Below are 18,636 nucleotides of genomic sequence, written 5' to 3' on the forward strand. Positions count from 1 at the left end.
GAATTATGAAAAAGATATTCAATCACAAACTTTTAATAATGGCAGCGGCCGCTCTGATGATGGCCTCCTGCACAAAAGAGCTCAATATCCCACCATCCAATTTGCTGAGCTCAGACGGATTCTACCAGACCCCTGCGCAGTCAGAACAGGGTATCATCGGTATTTACGGAGGTCTTAGAAATTTGTCCAATGATGAGTTTCTGTATATGTCAGAGGTGCGCTCCGACAACGCCTGGGTAACCCCCTTAACAGATGGCTTAAGGGAATATGCTGAGATCGCCACCTTTAGAGCCGGTAATGATATCGCCACGTTCAACAGTGTCTGGAATGAGTGGTATAAAGTCATATACAGCGCCAACGTGGCGTTGGCAAGGATTCCCAGTTGCGATTTTGGAACAAATGACAAACTCAAGAATCAATATCTGGGGGAAGCGCATTTTTTAAGAGGCTGGGCTTATTTTGAACTGGCCCGGTTATTTGGTAACATTCCCCTGATTGATAAGGAGATGGGTCCGGATGAGGTGAAAACCGTTGGCCAGTCCAGCGCTACAGATATTATCAATAAAATAGTTATACCGGATTTAAAAGCGGCTGAAGAGAATCTGCCGACTGCTGATCAGATGACAGATAATACGGGCAAGACTATCGAGAAATCGGGTAGGGCGGATAAAATAGCCGCTGAGGCCATGCTGGGCAGGGTCTATATGACGCTAGCTGGGTTCCCTTTTAATGATAATGCCGCTTTAGATCAGGCCAAGACCCAACTCAAAGCCGTTATTGACTATTCCACCAGCAATGGTAATAAATACTGGGCACCAGACAGCACTGAATGGCGCAAACAGTATTTGCCTATGGATGATTATTATAACAAATATTCCATCTTTGCCATCCAGTACCGGACAGGCGGCTCCGGCAATCCCGCTATTTTTAATTTCAGCCCGGCACTTCCGCCTATAGCATATACCGAACAACGTATCTTCGGGAACTCGATTTTTATAAATAAGACTTTAATGTATCAGTTTGATAGAGTCTATGGCACAGGCACCAGTGCACACTATGATGCCAGGGGGCTGGGGTATTCTGTTCTGACAGGTTATGCTGCGGAGAAAAACTTCCCGGCCTATACGCAGACAACCGACACACTGCATTTAGCAGACGGTTCTGTAGTAAATGAATTTACCCGGACTATGTACTATAAGTTTATGCCGTCCAAACTTAAAATCGCCAATTTAGGTGTTTCCTTAGATGCCGAAGCGGATATGAAGGATTATAACGACTGGGGTGTAAATCTGCCGATTATAAGACTCGAAGACGTGATGCTGATGTATGCAGAAATTCTGTCAAAGACAGACCCTGCCGGTGCTATGGCCATCGTCAATAAAATTCGGGAACGTGCAGGCTGTACATCTGAATCGGCCACCTCTTCCGCTGAGGCACTCGCATTTGTGAAGCAGGAACGCCAGGTTGAACTAATGGGTGAAGGGGTTCGTTGGTTTGATGAAGTCCGCTGGAATGAGTGGAAATCGGCTACTATTGACAAGTTTAACCGCTATCATAATCCGGACGGTACGGATGTGGCCAATGTAAAAGACGGTAGATATCTCTATCCGATTCCACTGAGCCAGATGCAGGTGAAACCGGGTCTGTACACCCAGAATACCGGATATTAATTTCTCAGACATTATCTTTAGGTTTTAATCCTGTAGATTAATCCAGAAGCCTGATCATAGATTCTGAAAACAGATGATCTTATAACGATCATAAATCGCTATAAGATCGTCTGTTTATAATGATAAGGATAATTGGACATAGATAGGTTACAAGATAATTATCGAAGTTTCGTATATTAAGTAGGTCGATTATATTCAGCTTCCTGAACACTGTAGGCAGATGAAGCTTTAGATTCCGTACAAAATAATTAAGTGATGATGAGAAAAAGAAAAAACAAGAAAGGCATATTTAAGCGTGCTGCCCGAAAATTGGTCGCATTTGGTTTAATGCTTTGCGCTGCAATTTTGGTTCTGACCCCTGCGCAGGCACAGACGGGGAATATGGGAAACAGATTTCCTGACGGGACGGTTATTCCCGAATGGTTCACCCAGACGCATGTTCCCGGTCTTAGCCAGTTAGGTAAATCTTATGATGTTTACCAAAACGGAGTTAAGGCAGACAGTAGTCTTGTGCAAACGGAGCGTATTCAGGCGGTGATTGACAAAGCATCGGCAGCCGGTGGTGGTGTCATCGTAGTTCCCAAGGGCGTGGTGCAAACCGGCTCCTTATTTTTTAAACCGCATACCAAGCTCTATATTGCTAAAGGTGCAACGCTTAAAGGAAGTGATGATATCTCCAACTTTAAAGTGATCTCTACCAGAATTGAAGGGCAGACCGTAAAATACTTTGCCGCTATTATTAATGCCGACCATGTGGATGGGTTTTCTCTGACAGGCGGTGGTACCGTCAACGGTAACGGGCTGCGTTATTGGAAGGCTTTCTGGCTGCGCCGCAGCTGGAACCCTAAATGTACCAATATGGATGAACAACGGCCTAGGACGCTTTTTGTATCTAACTGTAAAGATGTATTGATCGCAGAGATCAGCCTGCTAAATTCTCCATTCTGGACCTCCCATTATTATAAATGTGAAAACCTGAAAATTTTAGGGGTACATATTGCCGCAGGTACCAATAACGGATTTGCCGTCAGAGCCCCAAGCTCCGATGGAATTGATCTGGATGTATGCCAGAATGTACTGGTCAAAAACTGTTATGTTTCCGTCAATGATGACGGTCTGTGTTTAAAAGGGGGCAAAGGCCCTACCGCAGATACAGATCCCAACAACGGACCCAATAAAAATATCATTGTAGAAGATAACATTTTTGTGAACTGTCCGGCGCTGACCCTCGGCAGTGAATCCGTATTTACCTATAATGTGATTTTGAGAAACTGTACCGTGAATGGCGGCCGCGTATTTTATCTGAAAATGCGTCCCGACACTCCTCAGCAGCATGATTATGTGTCGGTATACGGTATTAAAGGCAGTCCGAGTACTTTTTTTGAAATCAGTGCCTGGCGTCAGTTTTTTGATCTTAAAGGTCATCAACCGCCACACTCTTCTGCCAAGCACCTGACAATCAGAGACTGCGATGTCGACTGCAAGACATTTATACATATTGACTCTTCCAGTCAATATACGCTCTCTGATTTTACGCTGGCTGATTTAAAAATAAAATCACCCAAGCAGCAGTATACCAAGCCTGATTTTGTTCAGAATTTTCAGTCTAGCAATATTACCATCAACGGACAACGTTGGCCTTAAGGAGTTGGCGTTTGTTTTAATGTGATAAACCTAAGCTGATAAAGGCAAATAAATGGCAGCATTATAATTGGCCAACATTCAAAGAGAGAAGCACCTTCGTGCATCCGTAAATCAATCGTCTTATGCTTTATTTGTTACGGTTACCTATTGTAGCTGCTGTTTGTCTGACATGGTCGATATTTAGCTGTCAGGCGCAAAATACGGTAGAGAGAAAGTCCGGAGACCTGCCTGGCGGCATGGTCCGGGAAAGCAGCAATCTGAGTGCTGTCAGACCCATGCAGTATCATCCCGAAAATGGCGGTTTTGTCAGTATTAATGGCAAAAACAGGTATACCAGGGCCTTATACGGTACACATACCCAGTTTAGAATTGAGACCAGCGACCGGCCTGTTTTCGCCGCTTATAACGGGAAAATCAATCATCATATCAGTTTCAGTCTCGTTATTGCAGGGCAATCGGTGGCTCTGGATTCTACCGCTTACTGTAAATCCATTTATATCGCTGGTAAAAGGCTTTATGAGTTGAAGGATCAACTCCTGGGAAAAGGTGTTTTGCATATTGCGGTACAGGCGCTTTATGACAGGGAAGGAGGGGTCTGGAAACTGGAAGGGCAAGGGTTGCCTACAGGAACTAAGCTTATCTGTCAGCTGTCAGAGATACGGGCGGGAAGACTTAACCGCAATGGCGATATGGGAGCGGATCCCGCTGACGCTTTTGAGGCACCAGTCCATCCCGAGCGGCTGCATACTTTTGATGTCGATCTTGCCAGGGCGCCGGTATTCGTGGCCTTTGAAAAAGAAAACCTGTTGCTGCTCCCCGCAAAAGAAGGACAGACGGTGTTCAATACCGCAGAACAGAGCCGGGCAAAAATTGCCGGAGCGCTTAAAATAATGACACCGGATCCATATATCAATACCCTGGGAGGAACGATTGCTATGGCCGCTGACGGCATCTGGGACGGTAAAGTATGGCTTCATGGAGCCATTGGCTGGCGCAGCCAGCTGCCTGGTTGGAGAGCTGCCTATACCGGCGATATGCTGAGCTGGAAAGGCCGCTCTGATATTCACTTTGATAATTACGCCGCCTCACAGGTGACAGATGTGCCGCCCACGGTCCCTGGGCCTGCACTGGACACGGCCATGCATCTGGCCAGAGGTGCTTATATATGGGGGTCGCCCATGTATAGCAACGGCTACATCTGTAGGGCTCCTGATAATAATCACCAGATGCACCATTACGATATGAATATGCCTTACATTGACGAACTGTTGACACATATTCAATGGTCAGGCGATCTGGATTATGCGAAAAAGATGTTCCCTGTTATCAAAAGAAGCATTGAGTGGGAGACCAGAAACTGGGATGCTGATGGAGACGGTATTTATGATAACTATGCCGGCACCTGGGCCTCAGATGCGTTGGGCTACAACAGCGGCGGAACTGCCGTAGCCTCTGCCTATAATTATAGGGCCAATAAAATGGCTGCAGAAATAGCCGGGCTGATAGGAGAAGATCCGGCGCCTTTTAAAAAGCAGGCGGATAAAATCTTAGAAGCAATGAATGAGCTCCTCTGGCTTAAAGGCAATGGCCAGGGATGGTGGGCAGAATACAGGGATTTTATGGGTCGTAAGCAGGTGCATCCGGATGCGGGCCTCTGGTCCGTTTATACGCCCATTAATGAAGGTGCCGCGACACCTTTTCAGGCTTATCAGGCTACCCGGTATGTGGATGAATATATTCCGCATTTTCCAGTGAGAAGCGATGGGTTAAATAAGATTGAAAAATATGCAACTATTTCTACGACCAGCTGGATGCCTTATGTCTGGAGCGTGAATAATGTGGCTTTTGGCGAAGTCGGCAATACGGCACTTGCTTACTGGCAAGCCGGTCGGTCGGACGCCGCTTTTAAGCTCTTTAAGAGTACGGTCCTGGACGGAATGTATCTGGGAGGCTCCCCGGGTAACCTGGGGCAGATCAGTTACTATGATGCAGTGCTGGGAGAGACCTACCGTGATTTTGGTGATGTGATTGGTGTATATAGTCAGGATATCGTCCAGGGACTCTTCGGTATCTACCCCGATGGACTGCATAAAAAGCTGGAGATCCGCCCCGGCTTCCCCAGTGATTGGGACTCTGCCGCTATAGATCAATCAGAAATCGGTTATCGGTTTTTGCGCCAAGGGCATACGGACCGTTATAGCGTGCATACTAAGTTTAAAGAAGTCATGGCGTTAACCTTATCCGTTGACGCGCCAACTGACCGGATCCAAAGTGTGAAAGTAAACGGCAGAGACGCTAAATGGACAGTGAAAGATGGAATTAACCGACCACTGGTGGCTATTGATTGCGGTACAGCCAGTGGTTATGATATAGAGATTACCTGGGGCGGGAAGGCAATCGCAGCGTGTGGGGACACCGCCAGCGGGGTGGAGCAGACTTTTACCAAAGTCGCCAGCGGTAATCTCTGGTGGTGGAGACCTGAGAACCCGGTAAAGTGGGTCCGGGAGGATTTTAGTGATAACATGCTACTGGATTTTGACTTGTCAAAAAAGCATGATTATGTTGAAGTAAACATAGATCAGGCCCTGAATGCTAAAGTAACGGATATCTTTAAAGCTAAATACCTGTCCCCCAGATCTCCTTACACAACCCTGCAGACGCCTACCCAGGGCATTGGTGACTGGTGTCAGCCGCTGGTGAGCTATGATATTGACGACAGCGGTCTGCGTGCAGAGATTAAAGACGGTCATTTTACGACACCCATGGGTATTCCGTTCAGAACCGCTGCGTCAGGCAATAATATAGCCTTTACTTCCCAGTGGGATAACTATCCTACGGCTACTGTAGTACCGCTGAGTGGTCACGCCTCCGGGGTCTGTCTTTTAATGGCAGGTACGACCGATCATATGCAATACGGGGTTGATAATGGCAAGGTGACGATCTCTTACAAAGACGGCACAGTTGATTCTCTGGATTTACAAAATCCGGATAGCTGGTGTCCTATAGAGGAAGACTATTATACGGACGGGTTTGCCTTTAGGTTAAATGCGCCAAGACCTTATAGAGTCTCATTTAAACGGGGAATCGTCAGCAGAAACCTGGGACACGACATGGGTATTGCCGACAGCCGGGCCAGCAACAGAGTGCTGGAAGGGGGCGCTGGCGTTATACTTTCCATACCACTGGATAAGAATAAAGAGCTCGCTTCGATAAAATGGGAAGCCCTGGCCAATCAGGTAATTATTGGTATGATGGCCGTAACCCTGATAAAATAAATTGTCAGAATAATCATTGAGGGAATATATTCGCCGGTTTGAGACGATGTTCAATGCTTCTATTGGTACGTCCCGGCCGGCTTTTATTTGTGCCATTAGTAAAAGACATCCAAAACCAATAGCCTAAGTGCTGGAATAAGAAAGCCAACCGTGGGATTAAGTATTTTTCCGGGACTGCGATTTATCGAAAACCTTTTCAATGGATAAAAAACTTCATTCAAACCACGTTCTGTTGGATCTGAGACGAGTTGGTGTGATAGCGCGAGTCTTTGTAAACGGACATGATCTTGGTGTAGTGTGGAAGAACCTTTAAGCAGTTGAGGTTGGATGGTATCTTAAAAAAAGAGGAAAATAATTGAGGGATCTATGAAGCAAACCATTGTAAAAAGCCTCAGCGGCGCTTCATTAATCCGGAGGTTCGCTGCGCATCATTTGCGGGAACTATTGTTGAAAAGCCGATTCCGTCCTATAAGGTATTTAAGGGGACGGTATTTGAATTAGTAGATCAGGCATTGGAATTTGTGTTAAGTAAATTGGATTATCGGATTGAGACCAGGGCTGGACAGGTATCAATACCGGGAGGCTATGAAATCCCAAAAGAGGTAGTGGCAGCGTTGTTAGTTAACGCAATCGCACATAGAGACTAAAATAGTAAAGGTAGTATGCAGGTTATGGTCTGTAGGGACAGAGTGGAAGTCTGGAAATCCAGGTTCACTGCTGCAATTTATCCGGACAGAAGAGTTTTGGGCAATTCTTTTTAGAAACAGTGCTAGCGGGGCCTCCCCCCAAGTAACCCCTCAAGTAACCCCTCAAGTAACCCCTCAAGTAACCCCTCAAGTAACCCCGCAAGTAACCCCGCAAGTAACCCCGCAAGTAACCCCGCAAGTAAAACGCTTAATGTTAGTGTTAGATGGAGGGCCATCGCTGGGGCAATCTGATCTTCGGGCTGAACAATTCAGGCGTTGACATTCTCGGCTGTCCTAAGACCTGCAGGCAACACATGATAAAAAGTAGTTGCGACAGTAGCAGGCCAGTATATTTTTTAAAATGCTTAAGACTTAATTTTACGGGTTTCTTGTAAAAGCTGCAGGAAATATTATTCCTTGATAATAGGCTACCCCTTGACGCCGTCGATACTCAGTCCAGATAGATTTATGTCTCTAACGTACTTAAGCTTAAGTCTTTTTTTGGCGTTAATATGGCAGTTGATAAACATTACACCGGTAATCGGGCTTTTTTCCAATCCCTGCATATAGCTGGGCGTTGTCAACTGTGCCTGAGGCATTGATGATTTTAATATTTCTAACCAGGGGCAATATTTTGCGCGGCGGTTTTAGATTGACCCTGTGCCAGGGGATAAACAGTGTGAATCTGTTGCCAATGAGGGTATTGTTAGGATAATGGGTATTACCTTACAGCAGTAAAAGCGTCATTCAACAAAGAGGTAAAGTAAAGGGTAATGATGTATTTTCGGGATACAATAAAATCGAGATAATGAAAGCCGGAGGAGTCGTTCGCTTATTGAGTTTTATACTGCTGCTTGCTGGCTACGGACAGTTAATTGCACAGCCGCGTCCTATACAAAATGACCGGTTTTGGTATACCGTGGATGGTCAGCCGATTTATAGCCAGGGTGGCGGGATATTCAGGTTTAAAGATCCTGCAACCGGTAAGCTGACATATTATTGGTACGGAGTACATTATAAAGAGGCTGATCTTTATCTGGCTAACCCAAGTATAACGCAGGATAAGGCCACTTTTCAGTCAGTTACCTGCTACCAGTCAGATAATCTGGCAGACTGGAGGTTTTGCGGAGATGTATTGGACTCTGCTGCCCTTTCAAGGCAGCGCCCTACCTGGGTAGGGCGTCTGGGTGTGGTCTATATTAAAGAACTCAAAGTATATGCGCTTTTTGTGCAACATGGCAATCAGGTGCTGATTGCGACGGCGGATAAGCCGGCAGGGAAATTTAGTTGGTACCGGCAGCTGGATATGACAAATTTAATAGGCACGCCCAATACGGGAGATCAGACGGTCTTTACTGATGAGGCTACCGGAAAATCATATTTGATCTATTCTTATGGAAGAGGGCGAAGCCGGATTTATGTGTCCGAAATCGGTGTGAAAGATGGAAAAATCGGTCTACTGGATTGCACCGAAGTTTATAAGGGGGCCGGCAGGGAAGGCAACTGTATGTTTACCTACCGAGGAAAATATTATATGTGCGCCTCCAATCTCTATGGCTGGGACGGTTCTCTTGCGTATTATCTGATAGCGGATAATATCCGGGGGCCTTATAAGCCGGTGAATGATATGCAGGTCATTAAAGGCGCGGAGTCAGATTATGCGCATGTCTCTCAGACCGGATTTTTTGTGACAGTTAAAGCTGCTAGTAAACAGACCGTCATTTACTGCGGAGACCGCTGGGCAGACTTTGCGGGTAACGGCCTGGGATATAACGTCTGGTGTCCTTTATCCTTTAACGGCGATCAACCTGTTTTTAATTCTTTGAGTGACTGGCAATTTGACGCCGGTCGTGCCAGCTGGTCCGTGGACTTTGCAAATAACTATGTAAAAAACGGAAGTTTTGAGGCTGACCGCCGCCATATTCCAAGCCCGGTTAAACCGGTTCAGCTGGATTTACTGGGTTGGCAAACAACTATTATCAGGGGCAATGCAGTAGCGATTGCAGATAGCTTAAGCCCCCAACTTAATTACTTTAATGACGCAGTCGACCGTCAGTTGGTGACAGGAGAGAAAAGCCTGCTTATCAGTGATAAAGTCGATTTTGAAAGAAAGATTGCTCAGGTCATTACTGCTACCAAAGAGGTGCCGTTGCCGGCAGGACTTTACCGACTGAGCGCCAAAATCAAAGGGACAGCCCATTGCGCCGGTTGTCAGATACAGCTATATGCCAAATCCTTTGAAAAGAATTATTTCCTTATGTTGGATGAAAAGCAATTAACAGGGCAGTGGCAGTCCTTTACGCTACCGGACGTGATGGTTAAAGCGGGTAAGGCAGAAATCGGATTTTTGGTAAAGGGCCGAGCCAACAGCCGTTTATATATTGATGACGTTTCTTTGAAAAGAGAATAACCAGCTATCTGGATTCATCGGTCGGCTCTTATTTAGGGTACTTAATACCTGAATATTTTTTTTATTTTCCTCATTTTTATGGACATTCATCAACAAATCCCAATCGATTGTTTTTAAAGGGGTAGTGGATGTTTTTTTATTTTCAGAACTGTTTTTTTCTTCAAAAAAAGCCCTGCATACAGGACAGTGCAGGACAGTTGGTTGCTGAATGATTTTTAGATTTGGTTTACAAATAAACAATTGTATGTTTTTTGTGCTGAAGACACCTTTCGTGCGTGTTGACTTTTTATCACCCCGTGTTGTCGCAAGTAGAATCTTGCAAATTGATTGTCTGACTACTAGTTAGGCAGTTGTGCCTCAGGAAAATCAGGTGTTGCGTGTTTACAATCAGGTTATCCGATTTTTAATTTAAATATTGAAAACGTTTTCTTATTTAATTTTCTTCATTTTAAAATCCCTGCAAAGTATGAAAACCAAGATTTATGAAAAGTTGATGGCTCCTTGGCACAAGGCCGGCGCTGTGTGTCAGACAAGGTCAAGGAAGGTAGTGGCACCCTCGATGGCCATTATGAGTCTAATGATAATCGGCTATTCGTCGGCATCCGCCAGAACCCATCCTGAAACAAAAACGAATAAGACGGCATGGTGGCAGCAAATAGTTATGACAGGTAAGGTGACCGATAGCAGTGGCGCACCTTTATCCGGCGTCAGTGTCTATTTAAAAGATACCAAAACAGGAGTTTTAACAGACGCTTCAGGGCATTACTCTTTACCGCTGAAGGTAAGTAAGGGCGTGCTTGTCTTTACTTTTGTCGGTTATGAATCCAAAGAAGTATCCTTTGAGCATCAGGGTGAATTGAACGTCAGCCTGACTTCCACCTCCAATACACTCAATGAGATTGTGGTAGTGGGTTATGGTACACAAAAAAGGCAGGACGTAACGGGAGCCATTGCCGGCATCAGCCAAAAGGAAATAGCGTCCAGGCCCGTGGCAGATGCCGTGCAGGCGATGCAGGGAAAGGTTGCGGGTGTGGATATAACGTCAACCGAGCGGCCTGGCACGGTGGATGGAATTACGATTCGCGGTGTAAGGTCCCTGACAGCCTCCAACTCGCCACTGTTTGTCGTGGACGGAATCCCGCTGACAACAGGGGGTATTGAATACCTGAACCCTACTGATATCGCTTCCATTGATGTATTAAAGGACGCTTCTGCCACGGCTATTTATGGGTCAAGAGGTGCCAATGGCGTGGTGATTGTAACCACTAAACAGGGTAAAACAGGCAGAACGGCCCTGGATTTAAATATGTCCACTACGGTAGAGAACCTTCAGGATAAAATGACCATGATGGACGCGGCGCAGTATATTGACTTTAAGCGCTGGTCCTACTATTATAAAAGTCCGGATGTTTATCCAAGGGGAGATCAGCCCACTATTGAAAACGATAAAGCTATATTTTTAGCTAGCAGCGATCCGAGTGCATGGGCCAATATAGAAAAAGGCTGGGCCAGTGGCAGTTGGGATGGATCTAAAGTGGCGACAACAGACTGGTTGGGTATGGTCACTCAAACAGGCATTACTAAAAACCTGAATTTAAGTGTGTCAGGCGGTACGGATAAAATAAAAGCCTACACTTCCTTTGGTTATTTAGATAATCAGGGGACACAAAGGGGGCAGGAGTATAAGCGGTATTCTGCCAATGTGAATGTGGATATAAAGGCTACAAAATGGTTCTCCATGGGTGGTAATCTGCAGGCGTCCTACAGTGTACAGGAATATGGACAGTCCTCCACAGGTAGTAATCCGCTCTCTTCACAAGGATCTATTTATGAACAAGCCAGAACGGAACTGCCTTATACGGTTCCCTATGACGCTGATGGCAACCGTATTGAGTATCCGGGCGGAGACGTGGCCATTAAAACAGTGGCCGGAGAATGGAATCTGAGTCAGGATCAAAGGGTTACACTCAGAGCTTTTGGTAGTTTTTATGCACAGATTGATTTTGGGGAGATGTTACCCGTATTAAAGAATCTTAAATACAGAGTCAATTTTGGCCCCGATATTTCCAGCTACCGGGACGGCGTCTATATTGATTCTGCCTCTGTTAGAAGTAGCGGGGTCAATTACGCTTCCTTAGGCAAGACCCAGAAGACTTCCTATACGCTGGATCATCTGATTTATTATAATAAATCCATCGGCAAACATGACCTGGGGCTGACGCTTCTGGGCAGCTGGACACAGTATAATACAGAAACCAGCAGCCTTGCTGCATATGGCATCGCTTTCCCCAGTCAGAAATGGAATGCGCTGACCAGTAGTTATATCTCCTCTACTGATCTGTCAGGATATTCTTCCGGACTTACAAAAAGTCAGCTGCAGTCTTATATGGCCAGGCTAAACTACAGCTATAATGACCGGTATATGCTGACGCTGTCTGCCAGAAGAGACGGCGCTTCTCAATTGGCAGAGGGCCATAAATACTCCTGGTTCCCTTCCGCAGCCCTTGCCTGGCGCATAGATAAAGAAAGCTTTATGAATGCCAGCTGGGTAAATGATCTTAAATTAAGATTCGGTGTGGGCGTAACAGGTAACTCGGCCATTGATGCGTATGCCACACAAGGGGCACTCACCTCATTATTTTATCCTTATGAAAGCACCCTTACTTCCGGTACGACCCCATCTACTATAATGGCTAATCAGGATTTGGGATGGGAAAAAACAACGCAGTACAATATAGGGGTGGATTTTGCTTTATTCAACAGAAGGATAAGCGGTTCTCTTGATGTGTACAAATCCAAAACAACGGATTTGTTAATGGAAATGGATGTCCCTACGGTCAGCGGTTTTACCAGTACCTATGCAAATGTGGGTGCGACGGCCAATAAAGGGATAGATTTTAGCCTGACCACACAAAATATTAGTCTAAAGGATTTTTCCTGGACCACTACCACCAATCTGTCCTGGCAAAACGATCATATCGTTTCGCTGGCGAATGGCAATCAGGATGATATTAATAACAACTGGTTTATCGGACAGCCGATCGGCGTCATTTACGGTTATAAAAGTGCCGGCCTGTGGCAGGCAAGTGATGAAGCGTTATATTCCATTTATAATGCAAATGGCAGCTCCTTTTCTCCCGGTAACGTAAGAGTTGTGGATATCAATGGAGACTCTGCTTTTGATGCCAATAATGACCGGATTATTATCGGCAATACCAGGCCCAGGTGGATCGTTGGTATGACCAATACATTTACCTATAAATCCTTTGAGCTTTCTGTGTTTTTATATGGACGTTTAAAATATATGTATGATACAGGTGGAGAAAATGAAGGCGCCCGCGGGTCACAAAGGCTGATCAATTATTATACGGAAGTGAATACTAATGCAGATTATCAAAAGCCTATTCGTTCAGATGGCAGCGGAGACATGTATTATGGTGCTCTGGGATATAAAGACGGGTCTTTTATGAAAATCCGCAATATCTCTCTAGGCTATAACCTGAGCCCGCAGGTGTTGAAAAAACTCTCCATTACCAACCTGAAAGCCTATGTTCAGATTACCAATCCGGGGATGTTATTCTCCAATATTAATTGGTTGGATATGGACTTAATCAGTCCTACTTATAACAGAGGAATCACATTCGGGATTAATGCCTCCTTTTAATAAAGTTTAATAACAGTTTAAAATCAGCAACAATGAATAAGTATAAATTATATATATCAGCAGCACTTTTTTCTGGATGTCTGTTTTTAGGCTCCTGTAAAAAAGATTTTCTTAAAGAAGACCTGGAAACAGACAGAGGGATGAATTATTATCAGACCGATGCCGGGATTCAGTCATTGGCTACAGGAACCTATTATCAGGTGTTAAAAACGCCATTCAGCGCTGAATGGATTTATTGCAACACGATTTATGGCGTTGATGAATTTGGCGTTGGCGGAGACGGATCTAATGAAGTCTGGAATGATTATGATGGCGGATTTAAATCCATCGTATCTTCCGTGAACAGCAACACCTCTGCAACCAATGATCAATGGGATAACCTATATATAGGTATCGGAGACGCCAATTTAATTATTCAAAATGCAACGGCCAGCACTTCTACTTCAGATGATATTAAAAAAGTAGCCTTAGGGGAGGGATATTTTTTCAGGGGGTATAGCTATCTGAGACTCGTCTCTCAATACGGGGGCGTACCGCTGGTAACAACACCCAGTACTACCGTAAATCTGGAATACACCCGGGCGACACCCGAGGAGATCTATACACAGATTATCAGCGATCTAAAACAGGCTTATGATTTATTACCCAGTAGCGGCGCACCGGCTAAGCTAACCAAGGATGCTGCCGCGCATTTTCTGGCAAAAGCCTATTTATACAGAGCCAGCGAAATCAATGATTCCTGGAACTCGGCAACAAAAGCTGCGGACCTGGCAGCGATTGTGCCGCTGTGTGATGAGGTGATTGCGAGTCATCCCCTGGCGCCTGATTTTGCGGATCTATGGGATTATACAGCTCCGGATGGTGCCAATGAAAAGCTGTCAGAAATTATCCTCTCTGCCCAGTTTACATCGGACGTGTCGGCCACCGGAGAGAATCACCAACATATTTATTTTGGCGGCCGTTATGACGATCTGCCACAGATGCAAAGAGATGTAACCGGCGACAGGCCTTACTCCAGGCTCAGACCCAATTACTATATGTACAGGGTCTATGATCTGGTTAACGATTCCAGATTCTGGAAGAGTTTCAGGACTAAATACCGGCTGAATAAAGCGTCAGGTAATTATTATGCCAATGGGGACCTGGGTGTTATCTATATTGTTAACCAACCCGGAGATACCAGGTTCAGCTCTTATAGGCTAAACGACGTTGTGGTTGATCCAGAAACAGGCAAAACAATACCCAGCGCTTATATTGCCTATCCGAAGGGCACGACTACAGATGGTGCATTAAACGTGGACGTGCGCTACCCTTCAGTCAGTAAGTTTTTTGACGGTTCCAGAAATGCGGTCAATGACACCAGGGGATTCAGAGATATTATACTAGCCAGATCTGCTGAAACTTATCTGATCGCTGCAGAAGCTAAAATCAGGTTAGCCAAACTGGGGACGGGCTCATATGCAGATGCTTTGCCCTATATTAATGCTGTTAGGGCTAGAGCTACTTATAAGAGCGGTGAAAACAGGGAAACCTATTATGACGGTGGTGGTGCACTTGCTGCCTCTACTTCCGGTCAAAGCCCCACGATCAACTCCTTTATGGCGGAAAACTCCTATTATGAATCCAATAATATAGATAAGACTACGGCAGCTACTAGTCTTGACATATCCAGTACAAGTGCCTTGCCCGCTTCAGATAATTACATTATCTCTAAGCTTGGTTTAAGTTCTGAATATGATAAGATGCTGGCCTTAGTATTGGATGAACGTTCCAGGGAATTAGCCGGAGAATTTATGCGCTGGGAGGACCTGTCCAGAACAGAAACTCTGGTTGGAAGAGTGGATGCGTTTAATTTTCAGGCCTCAGGCAATGTACAGTCCTATCATGAGTTAAGACCGATTCCTCAGACTTATCTGGACGGTATTCAGTCTGCAGGTAAGGCATTGACGGCAGACGAAAAACAGGCGCAGCAAAATCCCGGATATTAATTGTACCCAGAGCGACAAGCGTAAGTTGATCTTTTTGAAACTACTGGTAGGTTTTGGTTAAGCTTTGCTTACCAGTAGTTATTTTTGTTGGGAAAGCTATTTAGAGATTTGAACATAATAAAGATAAATGAATACATTCATGAAAATAAACAGGCGTCATTATAAAAAACTACCGCAATTATTGTTATCGGTATTCGTACTACTAAGTACGGGGCTATGGGCATCACCAAAGCGGCCTGTCAACTTAACGGCCGCACCGGGCACCATAAGCGCAAATAGTGTAAGCCTGGTATGGGACAAGCCAAACGAGTATAAGGATATTGTGAAGTATTATATTTTTCTCAAGGATAAATTAATAGACAGTGCCGCAAACTGTAGTTACAGGGTACAAGACCTGACGCCGCAAACTAAATATGAGTTGTATGTAAAGGCGGTAGATAATAGAGGCCAGGTCTCCGCTGCTACTAAAAGCATTATAATTACTACAAAACCTCAGGGAAAGCTATTAAATATACTTGATTTTGGGGCTAAGGGCGATAACAAGACCCTTAATACAAGGTTTATTCAAAATGCTATTGACGAGTGCCCGGAAAACGGGACCGTACTGATACCGGAAGGGACCTTTTTGTCCGGAGCCATTTTTTTAAAGAGTAATATGACTTTAAAAATTGCAAAGGGAGGAGTCCTGCAGGGCAGTAGCAGTCTTTCAGATTACTTGCCCATGATTCATAACCGCTTTGAGGGCTGGGAGATGAAGACCTATGCCAGTTTGGTGAATGCCGGAGTTATGAATCATAACGGCGGATATGCTGTTGAAAACCTGGCAATTACTGGAGAGGGAACGATTCGTGGGGCAGGAGGGTCGTTTGGGGCTGCTATGACAAAGGCCAACGGCATTAGATCCAGAGGCAGGCTTATTTTACTCATGAACTGTAAAAATGTAGAATTACAGGGATTGCATATTGAGAACTCCCCCTGCTGGACTATCCATTATTTATATTGTCAGGGTATAAGTCTGCATGATTTGGATATCGTCAGTACCGCTGCCAATGGTGACGGTATAGATCCGGATTCTTCTGTGGATAGTTATATTTTTAATTGTACCTTCTCCACAGGAGATGATTGCATTGCCATTAAGTCTGGTAAAAATCCTGAAGGATATGCCATTGGAAAGCCTACTCAAAACGTTAGGATAACGGATTGTAATTTTATCAAAGGACATGGGATCTCTATTGGCAGTGAGATGTCTGGCGGCGTTAGTGATGTATTGGTTCGTGACTGCAAGGCAGGACCGCTGCTGCATGGTTTTCAGATAAAGGCAACGCCTAAAAGAGGCGGTTATGTCAAAAATGTACAGGTATTAGACTGCCAGCTGCAGAAGATTACTGTTTATTCCACTGTAAATTACAATGATGACGGCAAGGCAGCACCGGTTGTGCCCGTATTTGAAAATTATTTATTTAAGAACATTGATCTCAGAACTGCACCGGTAAACAGACCGGTAATTGATATCAGCGGATTTTCCCAAAGTGGACATGCATTAAAAAATGTCCGGTTTGAAGATATAAGATTGCCGGATCATGCAAAGATTGCTGTTAAGAATGCAGCGCATATTAAGTTCAGAAATATAATCATGAAGCCTGGAGAACAGCTAATTTATGAATTATTAAACACGAAAGATATAGAGAAATAGTAAAGCGCAAATTGAAATATTCCAAACAAAAAATCCGACTTTGATTTTCAAAGTCGGATTTTTTGTTTGGAATATTTATTCAGCTGAATATTTATTAAAGGAGATAAAAGACTTCTTCCAATGGTATACTTAAGGGGGAATGGTCTTCATTTGTTTGCATAATATCCCGCATGTAAGTCCACCACTTTTTCATGATTTCTTCGGTTTTCAGCGTTTCTAATTTTTCCGGAACTTCAGCAGATAATACAGCAAAGAGCGTATTTGTTTCGTTATCCAGAAATATGGAATAGTCACTGATTCCATAATCTTTTAATAAAGCGGCTAATTCTGGCCAAATGGGATTATGTCTTTTTTTATATTCTGCAGCCTGGCCTTCATTTAGCTGCATTTTTGATGCAATTTTTATTTTGTTTGCCATGATTTAAATACTTTAGAGTTTATAAACTTCAGAGCCTGCTAATAAAAAACATCCAAGTCCAAAATCTTCAAAGTCTGGTTCATGATTATAGCCAACGGGCTGGCTGTCCTTAGGTTCTTTACCTGTCCCCTGAACATAACCTAAAAATCCATTGGGATGGACACAGCTATATAACATGGCCCAGGCGCTGGATATTGGTTTTTTAAATGTTTTCTTTTTCAAAATACCCTGATTCACTCCCCATGCCATGGCGTAGGTAAACAGGGCTGTACCTGTAAGCTCTTTGCCTCCGAAGTTGGTTGGATCTGCCATGCTGACGTTCCAGTAACCACCTTTATTTTGATATTTTAATATTGCTTGCATCATATCTTTATAATCCTGCAGATAGTCATTATAATGCGGGGCTGTTTTTGGCAGTCCATCAAGTACCCTGACTAACGCTGCTGCCACCCAGCCGTTACCACGGCTCCAGTAACAGTCTTTGCCATTGGGTTCTTTATAGGGAGGCATAAAATCTTTATCCCGCCACCACAGATGATTTTTGGTATCATATAATCCGCCGCCATTTAATTTGGACCGCGTATAATCATACATTTCCCACATCTTATTGTAATAAGCGGTATTGCCGGTGATATCACCTAATCTTGCAAAAATAGGCATCGCCATTTGAATGGCATCTATCCAGGACCAGTCATCTACCTGGTCGGTCGTAAGCATTAAGTCAATGGAAGCTTTAATGTTGCTCATTAAGGCAGTATCTTTCTTTATTAAGGCCAGGTCAATATAGGTTTGGCCGGCACATTGGTTGTCCGCATTTCGGGTCTCAATACCCCCTCTTAAGCTCCAGTCATGGGCTTTACCCCAGTCCATGGCATATTGAATATACTGATCTTTAGGGTCTACCTGGTTTAAGGCCATGAGCCCTTCATAATACACACCGCGGGTCCAGATATGGCTGGGCCAGCTTTTGTGTTTGGAAGGGACGTAAATAATCTTACCGACATCTTGCCATTTATTCATGAAATAATGGTTGGCCAGTTCCATAGATTTAAGAATCTGTTCCTTATTTTTTGTGGATTGCCCCATTGCCAGACAGGGTATCATAATTGTCAGGGCAATTATGACGAGTAAATTCGTGGAAATTCGCTTCATGAAATACAAGTAGTTTAATTAATTAGGGAATAGATT

At 44.4% G+C, this 18,636-nt stretch carries 9 protein-coding genes; 7 read left to right on the forward strand and 2 right to left on the reverse strand.

Going from position 1 to position 18,636, the window contains the following annotated elements; all coding sequences use genetic code 11:
* The first annotated feature begins 5 nt into the window (after positions 1-5).
* The 7 genes from BLU80_RS01560 to BLU80_RS01590 all read left to right on the forward strand — a co-directional run bounded on the left by BLU80_RS01560 (position 6) and on the right by BLU80_RS01590 (position 17,030).
* On the forward strand, positions 6-1,670 hold the full coding sequence (locus BLU80_RS01560; protein ID WP_091392446.1) for a RagB/SusD family nutrient uptake outer membrane protein: 1,665 nt from the start codon (positions 6-8) through the stop codon (positions 1,668-1,670).
* A gap of 255 nt (positions 1,671-1,925) precedes the next feature.
* Entirely contained in the window at positions 1,926-3,314 is a 1,389-nt protein-coding gene (locus BLU80_RS01565) for a glycoside hydrolase family 28 protein (protein ID WP_244518660.1), read from the forward strand.
* Between the two features lie 122 nt (positions 3,315-3,436).
* Entirely contained in the window at positions 3,437-6,589 is a 3,153-nt protein-coding gene (locus BLU80_RS01570) for a DUF4450 domain-containing protein (protein WP_211481710.1), read from the forward strand.
* 1,494 nt (positions 6,590-8,083) lie between these two features.
* Positions 8,084-9,685 carry a family 43 glycosylhydrolase gene (locus BLU80_RS01575; protein WP_091392450.1) on the forward strand — a complete coding sequence of 534 codons (1,602 nt, stop codon included), beginning with the start codon at positions 8,084-8,086 and terminating at the stop codon, positions 9,683-9,685.
* 466 nt (positions 9,686-10,151) lie between these two features.
* Positions 10,152-13,349 (forward strand): SusC/RagA family TonB-linked outer membrane protein, encoded by a 3,198-nt coding sequence (locus tag BLU80_RS01580; RefSeq protein ID WP_244518662.1) that lies wholly within the window; start codon positions 10,152-10,154, stop codon positions 13,347-13,349.
* A gap of 32 nt (positions 13,350-13,381) precedes the next feature.
* A complete protein-coding gene (locus BLU80_RS01585) occupies positions 13,382-15,337 on the forward strand; it encodes a RagB/SusD family nutrient uptake outer membrane protein (RefSeq protein ID WP_091392452.1) in 1,956 nt (651 codons plus the stop codon).
* Positions 15,338-15,476: 139 nt separating this feature from the next.
* Positions 15,477-17,030, forward strand: coding sequence for a glycoside hydrolase family 28 protein (locus BLU80_RS01590; protein WP_170831102.1), 1,554 nt, complete (start codon positions 15,477-15,479; stop codon positions 17,028-17,030).
* A gap of 94 nt (positions 17,031-17,124) precedes the next feature.
* Here BLU80_RS01590 and rhaM read toward each other — a convergent pair whose 3' ends face one another.
* Together rhaM and BLU80_RS01600 are read right to left on the reverse strand one after the other, a co-directional pair.
* Positions 17,125-17,448: an L-rhamnose mutarotase gene (rhaM, locus tag BLU80_RS01595; protein WP_211481711.1), complete on the reverse strand. Its 324-nt coding sequence runs from the start codon at positions 17,446-17,448 to the stop codon at positions 17,125-17,127.
* Between the two features lie 12 nt (positions 17,449-17,460).
* A complete protein-coding gene (locus BLU80_RS01600) occupies positions 17,461-18,600 on the reverse strand; it encodes a glycoside hydrolase family 88/105 protein (protein ID WP_091392456.1) in 1,140 nt (379 codons plus the stop codon).
* Positions 18,601-18,636 lie beyond the last annotated feature (36 nt).

The sequence above is a fragment of the Arachidicoccus rhizosphaerae genome, assembly GCF_900107765.1.
Taxonomy (GTDB): Bacteria; Bacteroidota; Bacteroidia; order Chitinophagales; family Chitinophagaceae; genus Arachidicoccus; species Arachidicoccus rhizosphaerae.

What these genes read in the sequence shown, in the direction of transcription:
- BLU80_RS01560 (WP_091392446.1), top strand. Translation starts at nt 6, where the DNA reads ATGAAAAAGATATTCAATCACAAACTTTTAATAATGGCAGCGGCCGCT.
- BLU80_RS01565 (WP_244518660.1), top strand. Translation starts at nt 1,926, where the DNA reads ATGATGAGAAAAAGAAAAAACAAGAAAGGCATATTTAAGCGTGCTGCC.
- BLU80_RS01570 (WP_211481710.1), top strand. Translation starts at nt 3,437, where the DNA reads ATGCTTTATTTGTTACGGTTACCTATTGTAGCTGCTGTTTGTCTGACA.
- BLU80_RS01575 (WP_091392450.1), top strand. Translation starts at nt 8,084, where the DNA reads ATGAAAGCCGGAGGAGTCGTTCGCTTATTGAGTTTTATACTGCTGCTT.
- BLU80_RS01580 (WP_244518662.1), top strand. Translation starts at nt 10,152, where the DNA reads ATGAAAACCAAGATTTATGAAAAGTTGATGGCTCCTTGGCACAAGGCC.
- BLU80_RS01585 (WP_091392452.1), top strand. Translation starts at nt 13,382, where the DNA reads ATGAATAAGTATAAATTATATATATCAGCAGCACTTTTTTCTGGATGT.
- BLU80_RS01590 (WP_170831102.1), top strand. Translation starts at nt 15,477, where the DNA reads ATGAAAATAAACAGGCGTCATTATAAAAAACTACCGCAATTATTGTTA.
- rhaM (WP_211481711.1), bottom strand. Translation starts at nt 17,448, where the DNA reads ATGGCAAACAAAATAAAAATTGCATCAAAAATGCAGCTAAATGAAGGC.
- BLU80_RS01600 (WP_091392456.1), bottom strand. Translation starts at nt 18,600, where the DNA reads ATGAAGCGAATTTCCACGAATTTACTCGTCATAATTGCCCTGACAATT.